Annotated in this window: 12 protein-coding genes and 1 riboswitch; of the genes, 8 read left to right on the top strand and 4 right to left on the bottom strand. The window is 63.6% G+C overall.

Annotated elements, in window-relative coordinates:
* Positions 1–246: 246 nt before the first annotated feature.
* Entirely contained in the window at positions 247–2,175 is a 1,929-nt protein-coding gene (locus tag CRO48_RS16710; protein WP_097140997.1) for an LTA synthase family protein, read from the bottom strand.
* Positions 2,176–2,414: 239 nt separating this feature from the next.
* Here CRO48_RS16710 and CRO48_RS16705 point away from each other — a divergent pair, with 239 nt between their 5' ends.
* From CRO48_RS16705 to bluB, 4 genes are all read left to right on the top strand, one after another.
* Positions 2,415–4,091, top strand: coding sequence for an NAD+ synthase (locus tag CRO48_RS16705; protein ID WP_097140996.1), 1,677 nt, complete (start codon positions 2,415–2,417; stop codon positions 4,089–4,091).
* A gap of 15 nt (positions 4,092–4,106) precedes the next feature.
* The gene (locus CRO48_RS16700; RefSeq protein ID WP_097140995.1) at positions 4,107–4,925 is read left to right on the top strand and encodes a TolB family protein; all 819 of its coding nucleotides are present in this window, start codon (positions 4,107–4,109) and stop codon (positions 4,923–4,925) included.
* A 116-nt stretch (positions 4,926–5,041) separates the two neighbouring features.
* Positions 5,042–6,565, top strand: a complete 1,524-nt coding sequence (locus tag CRO48_RS16695) for a diguanylate cyclase domain-containing protein (protein WP_097140994.1) — start codon at positions 5,042–5,044, stop codon at positions 6,563–6,565.
* A 69-nt stretch (positions 6,566–6,634) separates the two neighbouring features.
* Positions 6,635–6,851, top strand: a riboswitch (cobalamin riboswitch).
* A 45-nt stretch (positions 6,852–6,896) separates the two neighbouring features.
* Positions 6,897–7,583, top strand: coding sequence for a 5,6-dimethylbenzimidazole synthase (gene bluB / locus CRO48_RS16690; RefSeq protein WP_097140993.1), 687 nt, complete (start codon positions 6,897–6,899; stop codon positions 7,581–7,583).
* Between the two features lie 43 nt (positions 7,584–7,626).
* Here bluB and CRO48_RS16685 read toward each other — a convergent pair whose 3' ends face one another.
* A complete protein-coding gene (locus CRO48_RS16685; RefSeq protein WP_097140992.1) occupies positions 7,627–8,127 on the bottom strand; it encodes a tautomerase family protein in 501 nt (166 codons plus the stop codon).
* A 99-nt stretch (positions 8,128–8,226) separates the two neighbouring features.
* On the opposite strand from CRO48_RS16685, the gene CRO48_RS16680 reads away from it, so the two are divergent.
* Entirely contained in the window at positions 8,227–9,102 is an 876-nt protein-coding gene (locus CRO48_RS16680) for a LysR substrate-binding domain-containing protein (protein WP_245423554.1), read from the top strand.
* A 33-nt stretch (positions 9,103–9,135) separates the two neighbouring features.
* On the opposite strand, the gene CRO48_RS16675 is transcribed toward CRO48_RS16680, so the two are convergent.
* Complete coding sequence (locus tag CRO48_RS16675) at positions 9,136–10,242, bottom strand: DUF2865 domain-containing protein (RefSeq protein ID WP_176526791.1); 1,107 nt, start codon at positions 10,240–10,242, stop codon at positions 9,136–9,138.
* A gap of 286 nt (positions 10,243–10,528) precedes the next feature.
* Here CRO48_RS16675 and CRO48_RS16670 point away from each other — a divergent pair, with 286 nt between their 5' ends.
* Entirely contained in the window at positions 10,529–11,593 is a 1,065-nt protein-coding gene (locus tag CRO48_RS16670) for a phytanoyl-CoA dioxygenase family protein (RefSeq protein ID WP_097140990.1), read from the top strand.
* Positions 11,594–11,952: 359 nt separating this feature from the next.
* Positions 11,953–13,509, top strand: coding sequence for a TerC family protein (locus tag CRO48_RS16665; RefSeq protein WP_097140989.1), 1,557 nt, complete (start codon positions 11,953–11,955; stop codon positions 13,507–13,509).
* 90 nt (positions 13,510–13,599) lie between these two features.
* Here the strand turns inward: CRO48_RS16665 and CRO48_RS16660 are convergent, their stop codons facing one another.
* A complete protein-coding gene (locus tag CRO48_RS16660; RefSeq protein WP_097140988.1) occupies positions 13,600–14,304 on the bottom strand; it encodes a glutathione S-transferase family protein in 705 nt (234 codons plus the stop codon).
* 110 nt (positions 14,305–14,414) lie between these two features.
* Here CRO48_RS16660 and CRO48_RS16655 point away from each other — a divergent pair, with 110 nt between their 5' ends.
* The gene (locus tag CRO48_RS16655; RefSeq protein WP_097140987.1) at positions 14,415–14,780 is read left to right on the top strand and encodes a winged helix-turn-helix transcriptional regulator; all 366 of its coding nucleotides are present in this window, start codon (positions 14,415–14,417) and stop codon (positions 14,778–14,780) included.
* Positions 14,781–14,789: the final 9 nt, after the last annotated feature.

The following is a 14,789-nucleotide window of genomic DNA, read 5'->3' as shown; positions in this document are numbered from 1 at the left end:
CTTTTGCCGCCCTTTTTGCGTTTGCAGCCGGTGCCTGCAGAATCAGCGGCGAGCCTCTTGCCGGTGCCTGCCGTACGGCCGCTTCAGATCTCTGGTTCGACGATAACTTCAAGCGCAGGTTACAGGCAGACCTTGCCTGAATGTCGGAAGCGGACTTTCCACCGTGCCCAACGGACAAGGCCCGCGCTCTTATCGCACGGGCCCTTCGATCTCAGTCTCTGCTGCAATCTGCGTGGTGCGGGTCCCTTACGAGCCGGCGCTGACCACATCCGCGTGGGCGGGGAAGAAGCGTTCCAGGCCGCGGCGCTTGCCGAACATGATGTCGTGCTGCAGGTAGCGGTAATCACGGATCAACGGATCAATCTTCTTGTTGCGCGACCAGTCGGTGACTGACTTTCCGTCGTGGCGGATCAGCTGGTAGCGGTCGATGACGTCGTAGCGCTCCTGTACGCGGCCGAGGAAGCCGGTGTAGTAGGGGTGCTCGTAGCCCGCCTCCTTGAGGATATGGTAGGGCAGCAGCGCCGGGCTGATCGAGCCGATATCTTTGCGGGCGCCGGTCTTGTTGGACCAGACCAGCAGCGGGGTCTCGTGCTCGCGCTTCATCTGCTCCACGGAGGCGCGGCGTGCCGCTGTGATATCGTTCATGTAGCCGGACGAGGTGTAGACGGTATTGAGCGGCGGCAGGTGATCACCGAACATCACGATGATGGTTTCGCGATCGCGTTCCCTTGCCCAGTTCATCAGCGTCCTGAGGCTATCGTCCGCCTCCTTGACGCCCTGCGCATAGGTTGCAAGCATCTGGCGGTCCGCATAGGGAAGATCGCCCTCGATCTTGATCGTATTCTTCGCGTAGCGGCTCGCCTCATAGGGACCGTGACCCTGCAGCGTCACGGCGAAGAAGAAGAACGGGTCTTCCTGCGCGTCTGCCTGGCGCATGATCTCCTTGGTCAGGGATTCGTCGGAGGCGAAGATGCCGCGCTTGGTCATCGGCGGCATCGTCTCCTCGGTCTTGAAAGTCTGAAAGCCGAAGGAGTTGTAGACGGATGTCCGGTTCCAGAACCAGCCGGCGAAGGGATGGATGGCGCGCGCTGTGTAACCTTCGCCGCGGAAGAAGGTGGCGAGCGAGGGAACCGGATCGCGCACATACTGCTGGTAAGGGATGCTGCCGGTGGGCAGAAACGCATTCGAGAAACCCGTCAGCGCCTCGAACTCGACGTTGGCGGTCAGGCCGCCGAATTCCGGCGAGAACACCGCGCCCGCGGCATTCCTGCGGATCGTCGGCATCGGATCGGGGCTCACCTTGAGACTGGTGAGCTTCGTCGGATCCCACAGGGATTCGCTCATGATCACGATCACGTCCGGCTTGCTGCGGTGGCTCGTGCCGGCCGGCAACGGATCCTGGCTTATCTGGTCGATGGCATCGGCAGAGTAACCGCCCGGCGCCTTGACGTTTGCCATCGGCAGGTTGATCGCGAAAGCCAGCATGAACCCGTTGTGTCGGTAGTTCTCGGCCTGGTCCCACATGATTGGCGAGACTTTCAGGCGGTCACGGACCCAGAAATACTGGTTGTAGTCCATGATCGAGGCGAAGCCGACGATGAGGGGCAGGGCGACAGCAAGCCGGGCGAGCCGTTCCTTGCGGCTCAGCGGGCGGAAACGGCGCCAGGCGAAGACCCAGAGCGAGACGAGGGCTGCAAGGACCGCGATCGACCCGACGACGATGGCGACCGCGGTCATCGGGCGATCACGCACAAGCGCAGGCATCAGCTCCATGATCTGGCGGCCGAAGAGCAGGTCGGTCGGATAAAGCGGGTCGGTAAGGAAGATCTGTTTCTGCTCGGAGATGAGGGCCAGCAGGACGGCCGCCGGCGCCAGCACCAGGACGGCCTTGTGCTGCCTGCCGATCAGGGCGTCGAGGCCGAGAAAGGCGATGAAGAAGAGGCCGAACGTGGTCCAGCCGGGCTGGGCGGCGGACGTGAGGAATGTGAACGTGTCGCCGAACGACTTGCGGGTGATGAGTTCAACCACCGCCACGCTGACGACGGCAAATAGCAGCGTCAGCGCAAGTGATGCGTACGTCTTCGAAAGCCCGTCGAGGCGGGTGGACGTGCCGACGCCGACGGAAACGTTTTCCTTGACGGCTGTGGCCGCTACGGCAGAGGTCGAAGATCTCACACGCTACTCCAAACTTCACAAAATTTTCGCTTATCTGTCATATCGTTGTCATCTTGAACAGGGGATGAATGCGCACCTGAAGACAGCGCCGTGACCTGTCCATCCTCGGCGGGCGGGCCGTCCGTCGCTGTGGCCACCGCCAAAGGCGTCAATCGAAAAGCCTTCGTTTTCAAACGGCCCGTCATCCTCTAAAGAGCATTCGGACCCGACGCGTTCGGGCGAGACGCTTGAGGATCGAAATGACCGGGAACAACAACAGGACGACACTTCGCATCGCGGTTGCGCAGCTCAATCCGACGGTGGGCGATGTGGCCGGCAATCTGGCCAAGGCGCGGGCCGCCCGCGAGGATGCGGCGCGCCAGGGCGCCGACCTTTTGCTTCTGACGGAGCTTTTCATCTCCGGCTACCCGCCGGAGGACCTCGTGCTCAAGCCTGCCTTTCTCAAGGCCTGCCAGGCGGCGGTCGATGGACTTGCCGCGGACACGGCCGATGGCGGTCCCGGCGTCATCGTTGGGTATCCCCGCCAGGGCGAGGCCGGACGCCACAATTCGGTGGCCGTCCTGGATGGCGGCAAGGTCCTTGTCCTGCGCGACAAGCTCGACCTGCCAAACTACGGCGAGTTCGACGAAAAGCGCGTCTTTGTCGAAGGGGCGATGCCGGGGCCGGTGAATTTTCGCGGCGTCCGTCTCGGCATTCCGATCTGCGAGGAGATCTGGAACGATCTCGGCGTCTGCGAGACGCTGGCCGAAAGCGGGGCCGAACTCCTGCTGGTGCCGAACGGTTCGCCCTACTACCGCGGCAAGGTGGAGGTGCGACACCAGGTGGCGCTGAAGCAGGTGATCGAGACCGGGCTTCCGCTCGTCTTCGCCAACCAGCTCGGCGGTCAGGACGAACTGGTGTTCGACGGCGCGAGCTTCGGGCTCAATGCCGACAAGACGCTCGCCTTCCAGATGAGCCAGTTCGAGGAAACGGTCGCGCTGGTGACCTGGAAGAAAGTGGACGGCGTCTGGCATTGCGACGGCGGTCCGATGTCCAAGCTTCCCGAACGCGAGGAGGCGGACTACCGCGCCTGCGTCCTGGGCTTTCGTGACTATGTCAACAAGAACGGCTTCAAGAATGTGGTGCTCGGCCTTTCCGGCGGCATCGATTCGGCCATCTGTGCGGCGATCGCGGTCGATGCGCTCGGCGAGGAGCGCGTGCGCTGCGTCATGCTGCCTTACCGCTACACCTCGCAGGAATCGCTGACGGATGCGGCCGCCTGCGCCAGGGCGCTTGGGTGCCGTTACGACATCGTGCCGATCGAGGCGCCGGTGACGGGCTTCATTGAGGCGCTTTCGGACATGTTCGAGGGCACCGAGCCGGGGATCACCGAAGAAAACCTGCAGAGCCGGGCGCGCGGCACGATCCTGATGGCGATCTCCAACAAGTTCGGCTCGATGGTGGTGACGACCGGCAACAAGTCGGAGATGTCCGTCGGCTATGCCACGCTCTATGGTGACATGAACGGCGGATTCAACCCGATCAAGGACCTTTACAAGATGCAGGTCTACGCGCTTTCGCGGTGGCGCAACACCGTCGTACCGCCTGGCGCGCTCGGTCCCTCCGGCGAGGTTATTCCGAAGAACATCATCGACAAGGCTCCTTCCGCGGAGCTGCGGCCGAACCAGACCGACCAGGATTCGCTGCCGCCCTATCCGGTGCTGGATGACATCCTCGAATGCCTGGTGGAAAACGAGATGGGCACCGAGGAGATCGTGGCGCGCGGGCATGACGAGGCGACCGTACATCGCGTCGAGCACCTGCTCTACATCGCGGAATACAAGCGCCGGCAGTCCGCGCCGGGCGTGAAGATCACGAAGAAGAACTTCGGTCGCGACCGCCGCTATCCGATCACCAACCGGTTCCGCGACCGCTGAAGAACAGGATTTGCGATGCGCAGCTCCGTCGAGATCCATGACATCGAAACCGGGGAGACCTACATCGTCTGGCAGACGGACGATCTTGTCGAGGCGCCGAACTTCGCGCCCGACGGCAGCCATCTGATCGTCAACGCCGACGGCGTGCTGTTCAGGCTCTGGCTCGACGAGGGCGAACCGGAGCCGATCGACACGGGGTTCGCCATTCGTTGCAACAACGATCATGGTCCTTCGCCGGACGGACTGTGGCTTGCCATCACCGACAAGACGATGTTCGGCAAGTCGGCCGTCTACGTGCTGCCGGCCGAAGGCGGCATGCCGCGCCTTGTGACCAAGGCGCTGCCGTCCTACTGGCACGGCTGGTCGCCGGACGGGGCGCATGTCTGCTACTGCGGCATCCGCAACGATGTCTTCGACATCTACACGATCCCGGTCGCCGGCGGCGAGGAAACGCGCCTCACATTCGGCGAGGGGCGAAACGACGGGCCCGACTGGTCTTCTGACGGGTGGATTTACTTCAACTCCAGCCGGACCGGGCGCATGCAGATCTGGCGGATCAGGCCCGACGGAAGCGGCCTTCAGCGGATTACCGACAGCATCTATGGCGACTGGTTCCCCCATCCTTCGCCGGATGGAAAGTCGCTGCTGGTCCTGTCCTATGACGGCGACGTGGTCGATCATCCTCGCGACCATAATGTCCGCCTGCGACTGATGGATGCGGACGGCGGCAATGCACGCGAACTGTTCGAACTTTTCGGCGGGCAGGGGACGATGAACGTTCCGAACTGGTCACCGGACGGATCCGCCTTCGCCTACGTGCGCTACTCGCCGTGAAGCGCGCCGGTCGGCGCCGGCCTTAACGTTTTGAATACCAGCCTGCTTAAGCGAATATTCCGCCTTCCCCGCTACTCTCCGGCCAAGAAGAACGAAACGCGGCAGAATGAGCGCGCATGTCGGCCGGGATTGGCAAGTCGGATCTGGTGATTGAGCTGGGGGCTCAGCGCCGCAGACGGATGAAGATTACGATCGGCATCGCGGCTGTCGCGATCGTCGCGCTTTTCGCCTGCGCCAATTTCATGGTGCTGGACTATTCTGTCCGGCGGGCAAACGACTTCGTCGCGACCACCGAAAAGACGCTCGTCAAGAACGAGTTCCGTCACCAGATAGAACAGGTGGTGCTCTACCAGAGCGGAATCTCATTCTGGGACAAGAGCTTCGACGAGCTTGGTACCGGAACGATCAGCGAAGAATTCGTCCGGCGCGACCTGCGCCATCTCATTCGAGCAGATTCCGGATTCTCGTGGATGGTGTTTGCCACTAGCGCCGGTGGACCGGTATTTGCGATGAGGGACGGGCGCGTCGTAGAGGCCGAGACCTCTGGCAACCTGCTTTACTGGATCATCGACCTGACGAAGCGGGCAGAGGCAAGCTACTACGAAGCGCTGCAGCGCACGCGCGACGGCTGGCTCATCGAGACACAGAAAGCCTCCGACGACCTTCTCTCGCCGTCCATCCCCACGATCAGCGTGACCGGCATGCGCATGATCGAGGGAACCATGAGTATCGTCGTGGTGCAGGCAGTGGTGCCGCGACGGCTCTTCATTCCCGATCATCGCAAGACGCCGGTCCTGATGGTCACGGTCAAGCCGATGACGGCGGAGATGCTTCTGCGGTCTCAGCAGCGGCTGGGGCTGACCGATCTCGGCTTCTCGCCGATCACGCTTGTGGACGACGACCTGCTGACCACCGGCGTCGGCGGCGATTCGTTCAATCCGATGGTGGCGTCCTGGCGTCCGAACCGGCCCGGCTCGTTCGTCTGGACGATGGCGGTCCCCCAGATTGCAGCACTGGTGGCGATCTTCGTCGCCGTCATGGGCTTTGTTGCCTGGAAGTTCTCTTCGCTTGTGCGGGCGCTGGAGCGGAGCGAGGCGCGCAACGCCTGCCTCGCCCGACACGACGCCCTGACAGGCGCCCTCAACCGGTCCGGCTTCGAAGAAATCGTCCGCGGTCTGACGGCGAAGGCGATCGCGCCCTTCGCCGTCATCGCCGTGGATCTGGACCGGTTCAAGCAGGTGAACGACAGCCACGGTCATGCCGCCGGAGATGCGGTGCTGAGGGCGATCACGGATCGCTTCCGGACGAGAATCGGCGCCCGCGGCACGCTTGCGCGGCTCGGTGGCGACGAGTTCGCTGTGGTGATCCCGGGCGAAGGCGATCCGGCAGCGATCCTTGCGCTGGCACAGACGCTTGTGCGCGACGCACAGGTGCCGATCCCCTTTGCCGGGCAGCTTCTCGGCGTCGGCGGAAGCGCCGGCGCTGCAAGCTTCCCCGAGCACGGTCGATCGCTGGACGGGATCATGCAGATGGCGGACCACGCCCTCTACGAGGCGAAGAAGGGAGGCCGCAATCGCGCGATCTTCGCCGGGGCGGAATTCGCCAAGGACGATCCGGATACCGATACCCGGGCCGCTTGAAGGAAGACGGCTTGCGTCGTTTGCGACATCGCTGAGCCGCGGACGGGCTTGCGCAGATCGCCCGGCTATGGGCAAATGGCGCCGCCAGGTGCCTCGCGTCATGCGCGGGGAGAATCGGGAATCCGGTGGGGGCGGCGCCCGAATCCGGAACGTGCCCAACGCTGTGACGGGGACGGCAAGGTCGGGAAGGCATCCTTCCGCTTAATGCCACTGGCTTTCGGGCCGGGAAGGCTGGCTTTGCCGGTTGAACCGAAGTCAGAAGACCGGCCTGGCGAGATGGGCCTGCCCGCGCGGACGGCGGACGGTCGAAGGCATTGTTGGGGAGATGACGATGCGACCTTCCAGGCGGGGCGAACAGGCCCCCGCGCACCCGTTTTCGCCCGCCGAGAAGGCTGCGGTCTATCGCGCCATCGAAACGCGCCGCGACGTTCGCGATCAGTTTCTCCCGGACCCCATTCCCGAGCCGGTGCTGCGCCGGCTTCTGCAGGCCGCCCACAACGCGCCTTCGGTCGGTTTCATGCAGCCCTGGAGCTTCGTCGTCATCCGCGACGCCGTGGTCAAGGCGGGCGCGCACCAGGCGTTCCAGCGGGCCAATGCCGAGGCTGCCGACCTCTTTGAGGGCGAGCGGCAGGAGCTTTACCGCTCGCTCAAGCTGGAGGGCATCCTCAAGGCGCCGGTCAGTCTCTGTGTCACCTGCGATCCGGACCGGGCCGGCAGCGTCGTGCTGGGGCGCACGCACAATCCGCGGATGGACGTCTATTCGACGGTATGTGCCGTGCAGAACCTGTGGCTTGCCGCGCGTGCCGAAGGGGTTGGCGTCGGGTGGGTCAGCATCTTTCACGAAGACGACATCCGCGCGCTGCTCGGCATTCCCGATCGGATCGAGATCGTGGCGTGGCTCTGCCTCGGCTATGTCGACGCGCTCTACGAGGAGCCGGAACTGGCTGTCAAAGGCTGGCGGCAGCGGCTGCCGCTGGAAGAACTCGTCCATGCGGACCGCTGGGGGCAGCAGGGTTAGGCCCGTTCGAAGCGCTTGAAGCTTGTCGCGCCAGGAGGGAGTTCTACGACAGTCTACGTCGCTCCCGGCTGAAGGTGAGCAAGCGAACAACAGCCATCAGCGTGTCCGACAAGGCCGAGCGTGGTGCAATTGCGCGCTCGACGGATCGAGGCGCAACGGGCGCACTGGCCCGGCGTGCCTGCTGCGTGCGGCCGTCATAGCCCCACGCATTTGCCTCGATCTCATGCACGACAACATAGGTCGCCAGGGGCAAGTTCGGGCCGAGTGTGTCCTTGAAAAGCTGGCTAGCCGCTGCAACGAATGCCGCCTTTTCCTCCGGGGTATTCGTCCCGGCCGTCACCTTCACGTCGAGATGGGCGGCAACGCTGACTGGCTCACCGCCGATGCTCCAAAGTGTATCGGCCGTGTGCTCCACCAGCACGGCGGTCAAATCGGCCTTCTTTCCCATGATCTCCGCCATCAACTGTGTCACCACGGTCTGAAGCTGTTGAACCTGAGCGGCGGCAAAGTCGCCACCGGCGATACGGATATGCACGAAGGGCATTGTGATTGCTCCCGATCTTTTGCTTGACCGGCGCATCATCGCATCACACATTCATTCGGAATATCTCGTAGTTTTAAATCGACTGTTTTGGAAAACTCAATGACGGGTCTCGTCAACATCGACATGGATGTGCTGCGCACCTTCGTTACCGGAATCGACCTCGGGAGCTTCGCCAAGGCGGCCGATCGTCTCGGTCGTTCCCCTTCGGCCATCAGTCTGCAACTGCGCAAGCTGGAAAATCAGATTGGTCAGCCGCTCGTCCACAAACAGGGTCGGGGCCTTGTCATGACGGAGGCGGGCGAAATCCTCATCGGCTATGCCCGTCGCATTCTCGACCTCAATGACGAAGCCCGTACAGTGCTGCGCGGATTGGCCGAGCTTGAAGGATGGGTGCGCGTAGGGCTGCCGCAGGATTTTGCCGAAACGTGGTTACCCGGCTTGCTCGCCCGCTATGAGCGGGCGCATCCCAAAGTTCGGGTTGAAGCGCGCGTCGAACGCGGCTCGGCGCTGCTGGAGGCTGTGCAAGCGGGAAAGCTCGATTTCGCGCTGACGTGGGGGCGCCTGGACAGTCCCCAGTGCGACGTGGTCGCCAAGAGGAAAATAGTCTGGATCGGCCCGGAGAGCTTCCAGCGCGATCCGAAGGCAGCTCTGCCGCTTATCGCGTTCGACGCGCCTTGTGAATTCCGCAAGGCTGCTGTCAACGCGATGGAAGCCCAAGGCATTGAATGGCGACATGCCTTTGCCAGCCCTAGTTTGGCGGGCATTTGGGCGGCCGTAACGGCGGGCCTTGGTGTGACCGCGCGCACGGCCGAAGGGAAGCCTGCGCATCTCCATGTGCTCGATGCTGGCAAAGCGGGCCTGCCCGAGCTTGGAACGATTGAACTTGCGGTCCACGCCAAGCCCGAGGCGATGACAACGGCCGCGCAGGAGTTGCGAACGCTGCTTCAGGAAGCCGTGATCCATAGGGCGGATTAATCCGGCTTCGAAAGGACTTTCGCGCGGCATGCTTCAGTCGGAGCCGGCGGGATGACGCAGATCGAGCGCCGGCTGGTCGTTCGGCAGGAAGATTGGGCCAACGATGCGAACCTTCCTCTCCTCCGGATCGTAGGGACGCTCCTCGGCGGCCTTTGCCTGCTCGGGAGCCTTGGCGACGGGATGGATACGGATCGTGGTGACCGACCCGACATCCTGCCGCGTTGTGCCGGACGCGCTTCCGCCGCCGCTACCGTTCGGGGAGGACGGATCCGTCACGCTCATCTTGCGATGGTAGGCGCCGAGGTCGCAGCCGCAGCTGCTATCCCCGGAAAGGTCGCGGCTCTGATAGGCAAACGCATTGGGCAGGGCGGAATAGGGCTGGCCGGTAACGGTGGACACCATATCGCGGCTGTCGGGCGATTCGAGCGGCTGGTAGAAGAGTTCCGTTTCCGTCTGCGGGCACATTGCCGCGCAGGCGCGCTGGTCGCGGCGGAAATCGATCGGCGAGGCAGAGGAGGATACGGGGAAGAAGCCACCGTCGCAGGTCCTGACGCAGACCGTTCTCAGCGCTCCACCGGATGGTGCACCAACCGGCATGGCGGCCCCGGCGGCATTGCTGAAGGTGGTGGGCGCGTTGCGCCGCGTGTCGGCGTCCCTTTCTCCTGCTCCGGTCGCCACGGCATCCCTGTCATCCGTTGTCCCCAATTCGATGGATGCGGTGGTGTCGCAGCCGTTCTGGGACATCTCTGACAGGATCCGCATGCGGAGGGCACGGTCGTCGGCGACAAAGGATGCTTCGCTTCGCTTCTTTTCCAGGATTTGCAGGTTGCGCTCCATCTCGCTGACGGAGGCGGTGATCGCGGCGCATTCGCCGCCTCCGGACGAGCCGTAGACAGTAATGCTGCCGCCACTGCAGCCGAGCTGGCGCAGGTCGGAGCGCGCCTTGCGCAGTTCGAGGTTCTGGCGGCTGATCGCGCTGGAATAGACCTGCGTGCGGTCCTGAGCATCCGCAGTCACGGGCACGCTCGCCAGGCGGGCCTGCAATTTGGCGCAAATCTCCGACGCCGCAGCCGGCAGCGAAACGCATGACAGCACGACGGCGGCTGCCAGGATTTTCGAGCGGCGGAGCCAAGCGGGCACTTGAACTGTTCCTTTTTCGTCTCTGTAGCCGAGCCAGGGCGCGAACATGCTTCGATCATAGGTGGCTCTCCTGTTTGCGCAACGCGCTCCTGGAAATGTGATTAACCGGCATGACGAATGTCAAAATAGATGATTTCCCAACTCATGTTTCCGGTGCCAGAATTGCTATCGCCCTGCCCATGGTGTAGCAAAAAGCAGCCGGACCGGCTGATCCTGCGCGTGGCGTCTGCATCTGCGCAGCCGATTTCGCCGGTTTCTTCAGATCATCAGCAAAAGCAGGTTTTGCATGCGCCTTTCTTCCGTTCTGCTGAGCCCGTTCTATGCCCTCCAGCTTGCCTCGGGCGCCAAGTCTTTCGCGGACAACCCGATCATTGGCAGCAAGACGCTGAACCGTATGGGGCTGCACGCAAAGCGCGTGTCGCTCGCCATGGACATGGCCGACTGGCGGCGAAAGTCGCTGGCGGGGCTGGTCACACCGGAGCAGCGCCGGGAGTATGACGAAAACGGCTTCGTCAAGATCGAGAATTTCCTGCCGCCGGAGGTGTTCTCGAAGGTCACGTCCGAACTGGAAAACAGTGATTTCGACCGTTACGACATGCTGCAGGGTACCACGGTCACGCGCCGGGCCCTGATCGACGACAGCGACCTTGAGCGCCTGCCGGGCTTCAAGGCTGCCCGTAACGATCCGCGCATGAGCAACCTCCTGCGCTACGTTTCCTCGAGCGACGGCCAGCCTCTTCTCGTCGTGCAGGTGGTGATGGCGCTTGCCTCGACCCCGTCGAACGAAAGTTCCGCCGATCCGCAGACTGCACTCCACAGCGACACCTTCCAGCCGACCGCCAAGGCCTGGCTGTTCCTGAAGGACGTCGGCGAGGAGGACGGGCCGTTCTCCTACGTGCCCGGCTCGCACAAGGTCACGCCGCAGCGGCTTGCCTGGGAGCAGCGCATCAGCGAGAGCGCCGATACGATCGAGAACAAGTATTCCGCCCGCGGCTCGCTGCGCATCATGCCGCAAGAACTGACGGCGCTCGGCTACGGCCAGCCGGTCAAGATGGTGGTGAAGGCCAACACGCTGATCGTCGCCGACACGCACGGCTTCCACGCCCGTTGCCCGAGCTACAAGCAGACAACCCGCATCGAGATCTACGGCTCGCTGCGACGCAATCCGTTCCTCCCCTTCACCGGCCTGCACATTGCTTCGCTGCCGTTCATCAAGTCGCAGATGAACCGCCTGATCATCGGCGCCATGGGGCTGCGGGGCAAGCTCGGCCTGAAGGGTTCGCCCTGGGTGCCTGCGGGTCTCGGCAAAGCAGGCGAATGGTCGAAGCGGCTGAAGCAGCCCGGTTCGTGATGCCGGTTCCGGGCGGGCGGCGCCGTCTGCGTTCCCGCAGCGCGGCGGCCCGCAGGACGGGTTCATCAAGTTTTGTTCATCCGGCAGCGTGTCAAAAAGACGCCGCCTGCGCTTTTCCGTTCGCCGCGATCGTGCTATCAGCGCGTCCGACCGAATTGTTTGGCCGGAACGGAAGCAAAGACAGCCATGCCTGACGAAGGCGACAGTACCAGCGAAAGTCGATACCGATCCGGGCTGGCATCGTTTCTGCGATGCCAGCGAAACTACAGTTCAATTCATTTCCTTCAGCGCGCCATAGACCCTGGATCATCCGTCCGGGGCTTTCGGCGTTTTACCGTTATCTTCTGACAGGTCTCATCATGGAAATCCTCGCAGATCCGAACATCTGGATCGGCCTCGTTACCCTCATCGTCCTTGAAGTCGTGCTTGGCATCGACAACCTCGTCTTCATCGCGATCCTTGCCGACAAGCTGCCGCCGCACCAGCGCAACAAGGCGAGGATGCTGGGGCTTTCGCTGGCGCTGGCCATGCGCGTGGCGCTGCTGTTCTCGATCTCGTGGATCGTGACGCTGACGCAGCCGCTCTTCGCCGTCGGCGGTTTTTCGTTCTCCGGACGCGACATCATACTGATTCTCGGCGGCGTGTTCCTGCTCGCCAAGGGAACGATGGAACTGCACGAACGGCTGGAGGGCGCGCACAAGCCGAAGGACGGCAAGGTCGTGCACGCCGTCTTCTGGCAGGTCATCATCCAGATCGTCGTGCTGGACGCGGTCTTCTCGCTGGACAGCGTGATCACGGCAGTCGGCATGGTCAACAATCTCTGGGTGATGGTGACCGCCGTCTGCGTGGCCATGGCCGTGATGATGCTGGCGTCCAAGCCGCTGATGGCTTTCGTGTCCAAGCATCCGACGGTCGTGATCCTCTGCCTGGGCTTCCTGCTGATGATCGGCTTCAGCCTCGTCGTCGAGGGCTTCGGGTTCCACATTCCGAAGGGTTACCTCTATGCCGCGATCGGCTTCTCGGTTCTGATCGAGGCCGCAAACCAGCTCGGCCGCCACAACCGCGAGAAGCGCATCACGACGGGCGACCTGCGCGAGCGCACGTCAGAGGCGGTGCTGCGGCTTCTCGGCGGACGCGTCGGGGACGAGACGCTTGGCGAGGCCGCCGACGTCATGGCCGAACAGGCGGCGCAGGGCGCCCTCTTCAAGCCGGAAGAGAAGGAGATGATCCGCGGCGTGCTCGATCTTGGCGACCGTCCGGTCAGCTCGATCATGTCCCCGAGAACCGAGGTGGAATGGCTCGACCTGAACGACGATCCCGAGGATCTGAATGCCGCCATCCGCAAGCTGACGCACAGCCGCGTCATCCTGGCGCGCGACACGGTGGACGAGTTCGTCGGCGTGGCGATCACCAAGGAACTGCTCAATGCGCTGATCGACGGCAAGTCGATCGACTGGGCGCGCGTCGCGCGCCAGCCGGTGATCGTCCACGAGACCACCGACGTGCTGAAGGTAATGGAACAGCTTCGCCGTTCGCCGGTCCAGATGGCGATGATCGTCGACGAGCACGGCTCGCTCGAGGGCATCGCCACGCCGACCGACGTTCTGGAGGCGATCGCTGGCGAGTTTCCGGATATGGGCGAAGAGGCCGCCACGTTCGAGCAGCAGGAAGACGGCAGCTGGCTGACCGAAGGCTTCATCGATATCCGCCAGTTCAGCAGCGCCATCGGCCACGATCTGGTGGACGACGCCAACCGCTATTCCACGCTCGGCGGCTTCGTCATGACGCAGCTTGCGCACTTGCCTGTTGCCGGCGAGAGGCTCCTGGTCGACGGCCTCGAGTTCGAAATCGTCTCGCTCGACAAGCGCAGCATCGGAAAGATCCGGGTGCGAGCCGTGGAAGCGGTGGACGGCTGAGACGGGCGGCCCCGCCAGGCACCGGGCCTGGCAGGGCGTGACGACGACGGTGAGCGCCTTGGGACGGGCGATGCGACCCGGGCGTTCGCCTCAGTCGCCGTAGCGGTCGATGATATCGCGCAGCGCCACGTGGCCGCGGCAGGCGCCGGAGCCTTCCGGCGTCTCGCCCTTTTCCAGCGCAATGGCGTAGCGGACGGCGGGATCGTGCTCGAGCCGGCGCCGAAGAGCGGCAAGCTTCGGCCAGCGATCCGGGGACGCCACCTGGTGGACATCGAGCCAGCGGGCGACGCCGACGAAGACGCCGTCCGCGAGGGTCGGCCGGTCGCCGACGAGGTAGGGCGTGTTGCCGATCATCGCCTCCAGCTTGTCGTGCCGCTGCAGCGCCGCCTCCCGGCCGAAGCGGCGCAATGCCGCCTCGTAGGCCGGCTCGGGCCGGTCCAGTTCCAACGCAGTCCAGAGCGGACCGAAGGCACCGGTGAAGCCGGTGTTGATGAACGCCATCAACTGGACCATGCGGTCTGCTTCCTGCGAGCGCGGTGCGAAGCTTATGCGGCGCTCGTCGTCTCGCGCCGCCAGCCAGTGAGCGATCGCCATCGTTTCAGTGACGACGCGGCCGTCGTCGGTCACCAGCACGGGCGTCTCGTGCCGGCCGTTGATGCGGGCATACGACGGATCGCGCATTTCGCCGAGCATGTCGACGCGGCAGAGGCGATAGGGTTTGCCGAGCCATTCGAGCGCGGCGACGAGTCCCATGGAGCTTCCGGCGGGGAAGCCGTAAATAAGGATCGGTTCCAATGTCTTTCTCCGTGATTTCTGTCGATCACGCTGCGCAGCGACACTGGACCTATACCGCGCCATTCCCCATGTAAATTACGCACCTTTTTGTCACCATGCCGGAGAATGTCATGAAGGATCTCGTCTCGCGCTGTCCGATCGAAGAGGTCATGCAGGTGCTGAGCGGCCGGTGGCCGACCCTGCTGGTCTACTACCTGAAGGACGGCACCAAGCGCTTCGCAGACCTGCGTCGCGACAATCCGACAGTCTCGCACCGCATTCTGACCCTGGAACTGCGCAAGCTGGAGGCGGCGGGTGTCGTACAGCGGACGGCATTCGAGGGCTATCCGCTGCGCGTGGAATACGACCTGACGCCGGCGGGACTGGCGCTGGTGCCGCTGATCGACGCCATCTCCGACTGGTGGGAGCAAAACGCACCGGCCCGCTCCGCGGCTTCGGACGTTGCCGAGATGCCAACGCCGCAAGTCGCGTCCTGAGCAACTGGC

The organism is Rhizobium subbaraonis, assembly GCF_900220975.1.
GTDB lineage: Bacteria > Pseudomonadota > Alphaproteobacteria > Rhizobiales > Rhizobiaceae > Mycoplana > Mycoplana subbaraonis.
The sequence above is the reverse complement of the archived record's forward strand: the minus strand, read 5'-3'. Positions and strand labels throughout refer to the sequence as shown.

Bases quoted from the DNA above. Each gene is read 5' to 3' on its own strand.
- CRO48_RS16700 (WP_097140995.1), top strand. From the start codon at position 4,107: ATGCGCAGCTCCGTCGAGATCCATGACATCGAAACCGGGGAGACCTAC.
- CRO48_RS16705 (WP_097140996.1), top strand. From the start codon at position 2,415: ATGACCGGGAACAACAACAGGACGACACTTCGCATCGCGGTTGCGCAG.
- CRO48_RS16670 (WP_097140990.1), top strand. From the start codon at position 10,529: ATGCGCCTTTCTTCCGTTCTGCTGAGCCCGTTCTATGCCCTCCAGCTT.
- CRO48_RS16655 (WP_097140987.1), top strand. From the start codon at position 14,415: ATGAAGGATCTCGTCTCGCGCTGTCCGATCGAAGAGGTCATGCAGGTG.
- CRO48_RS16685 (WP_097140992.1), bottom strand. From the start codon at position 8,127: ATGCCCTTCGTGCATATCCGTATCGCCGGTGGCGACTTTGCCGCCGCT.
- CRO48_RS16695 (WP_097140994.1), top strand. From the start codon at position 5,042: ATGTCGGCCGGGATTGGCAAGTCGGATCTGGTGATTGAGCTGGGGGCT.
- bluB (WP_097140993.1), top strand. From the start codon at position 6,897: ATGCGACCTTCCAGGCGGGGCGAACAGGCCCCCGCGCACCCGTTTTCG.
- CRO48_RS16665 (WP_097140989.1), top strand. From the start codon at position 11,953: ATGGAAATCCTCGCAGATCCGAACATCTGGATCGGCCTCGTTACCCTC.
- CRO48_RS16680 (WP_245423554.1), top strand. From the start codon at position 8,227: ATGACGGGTCTCGTCAACATCGACATGGATGTGCTGCGCACCTTCGTT.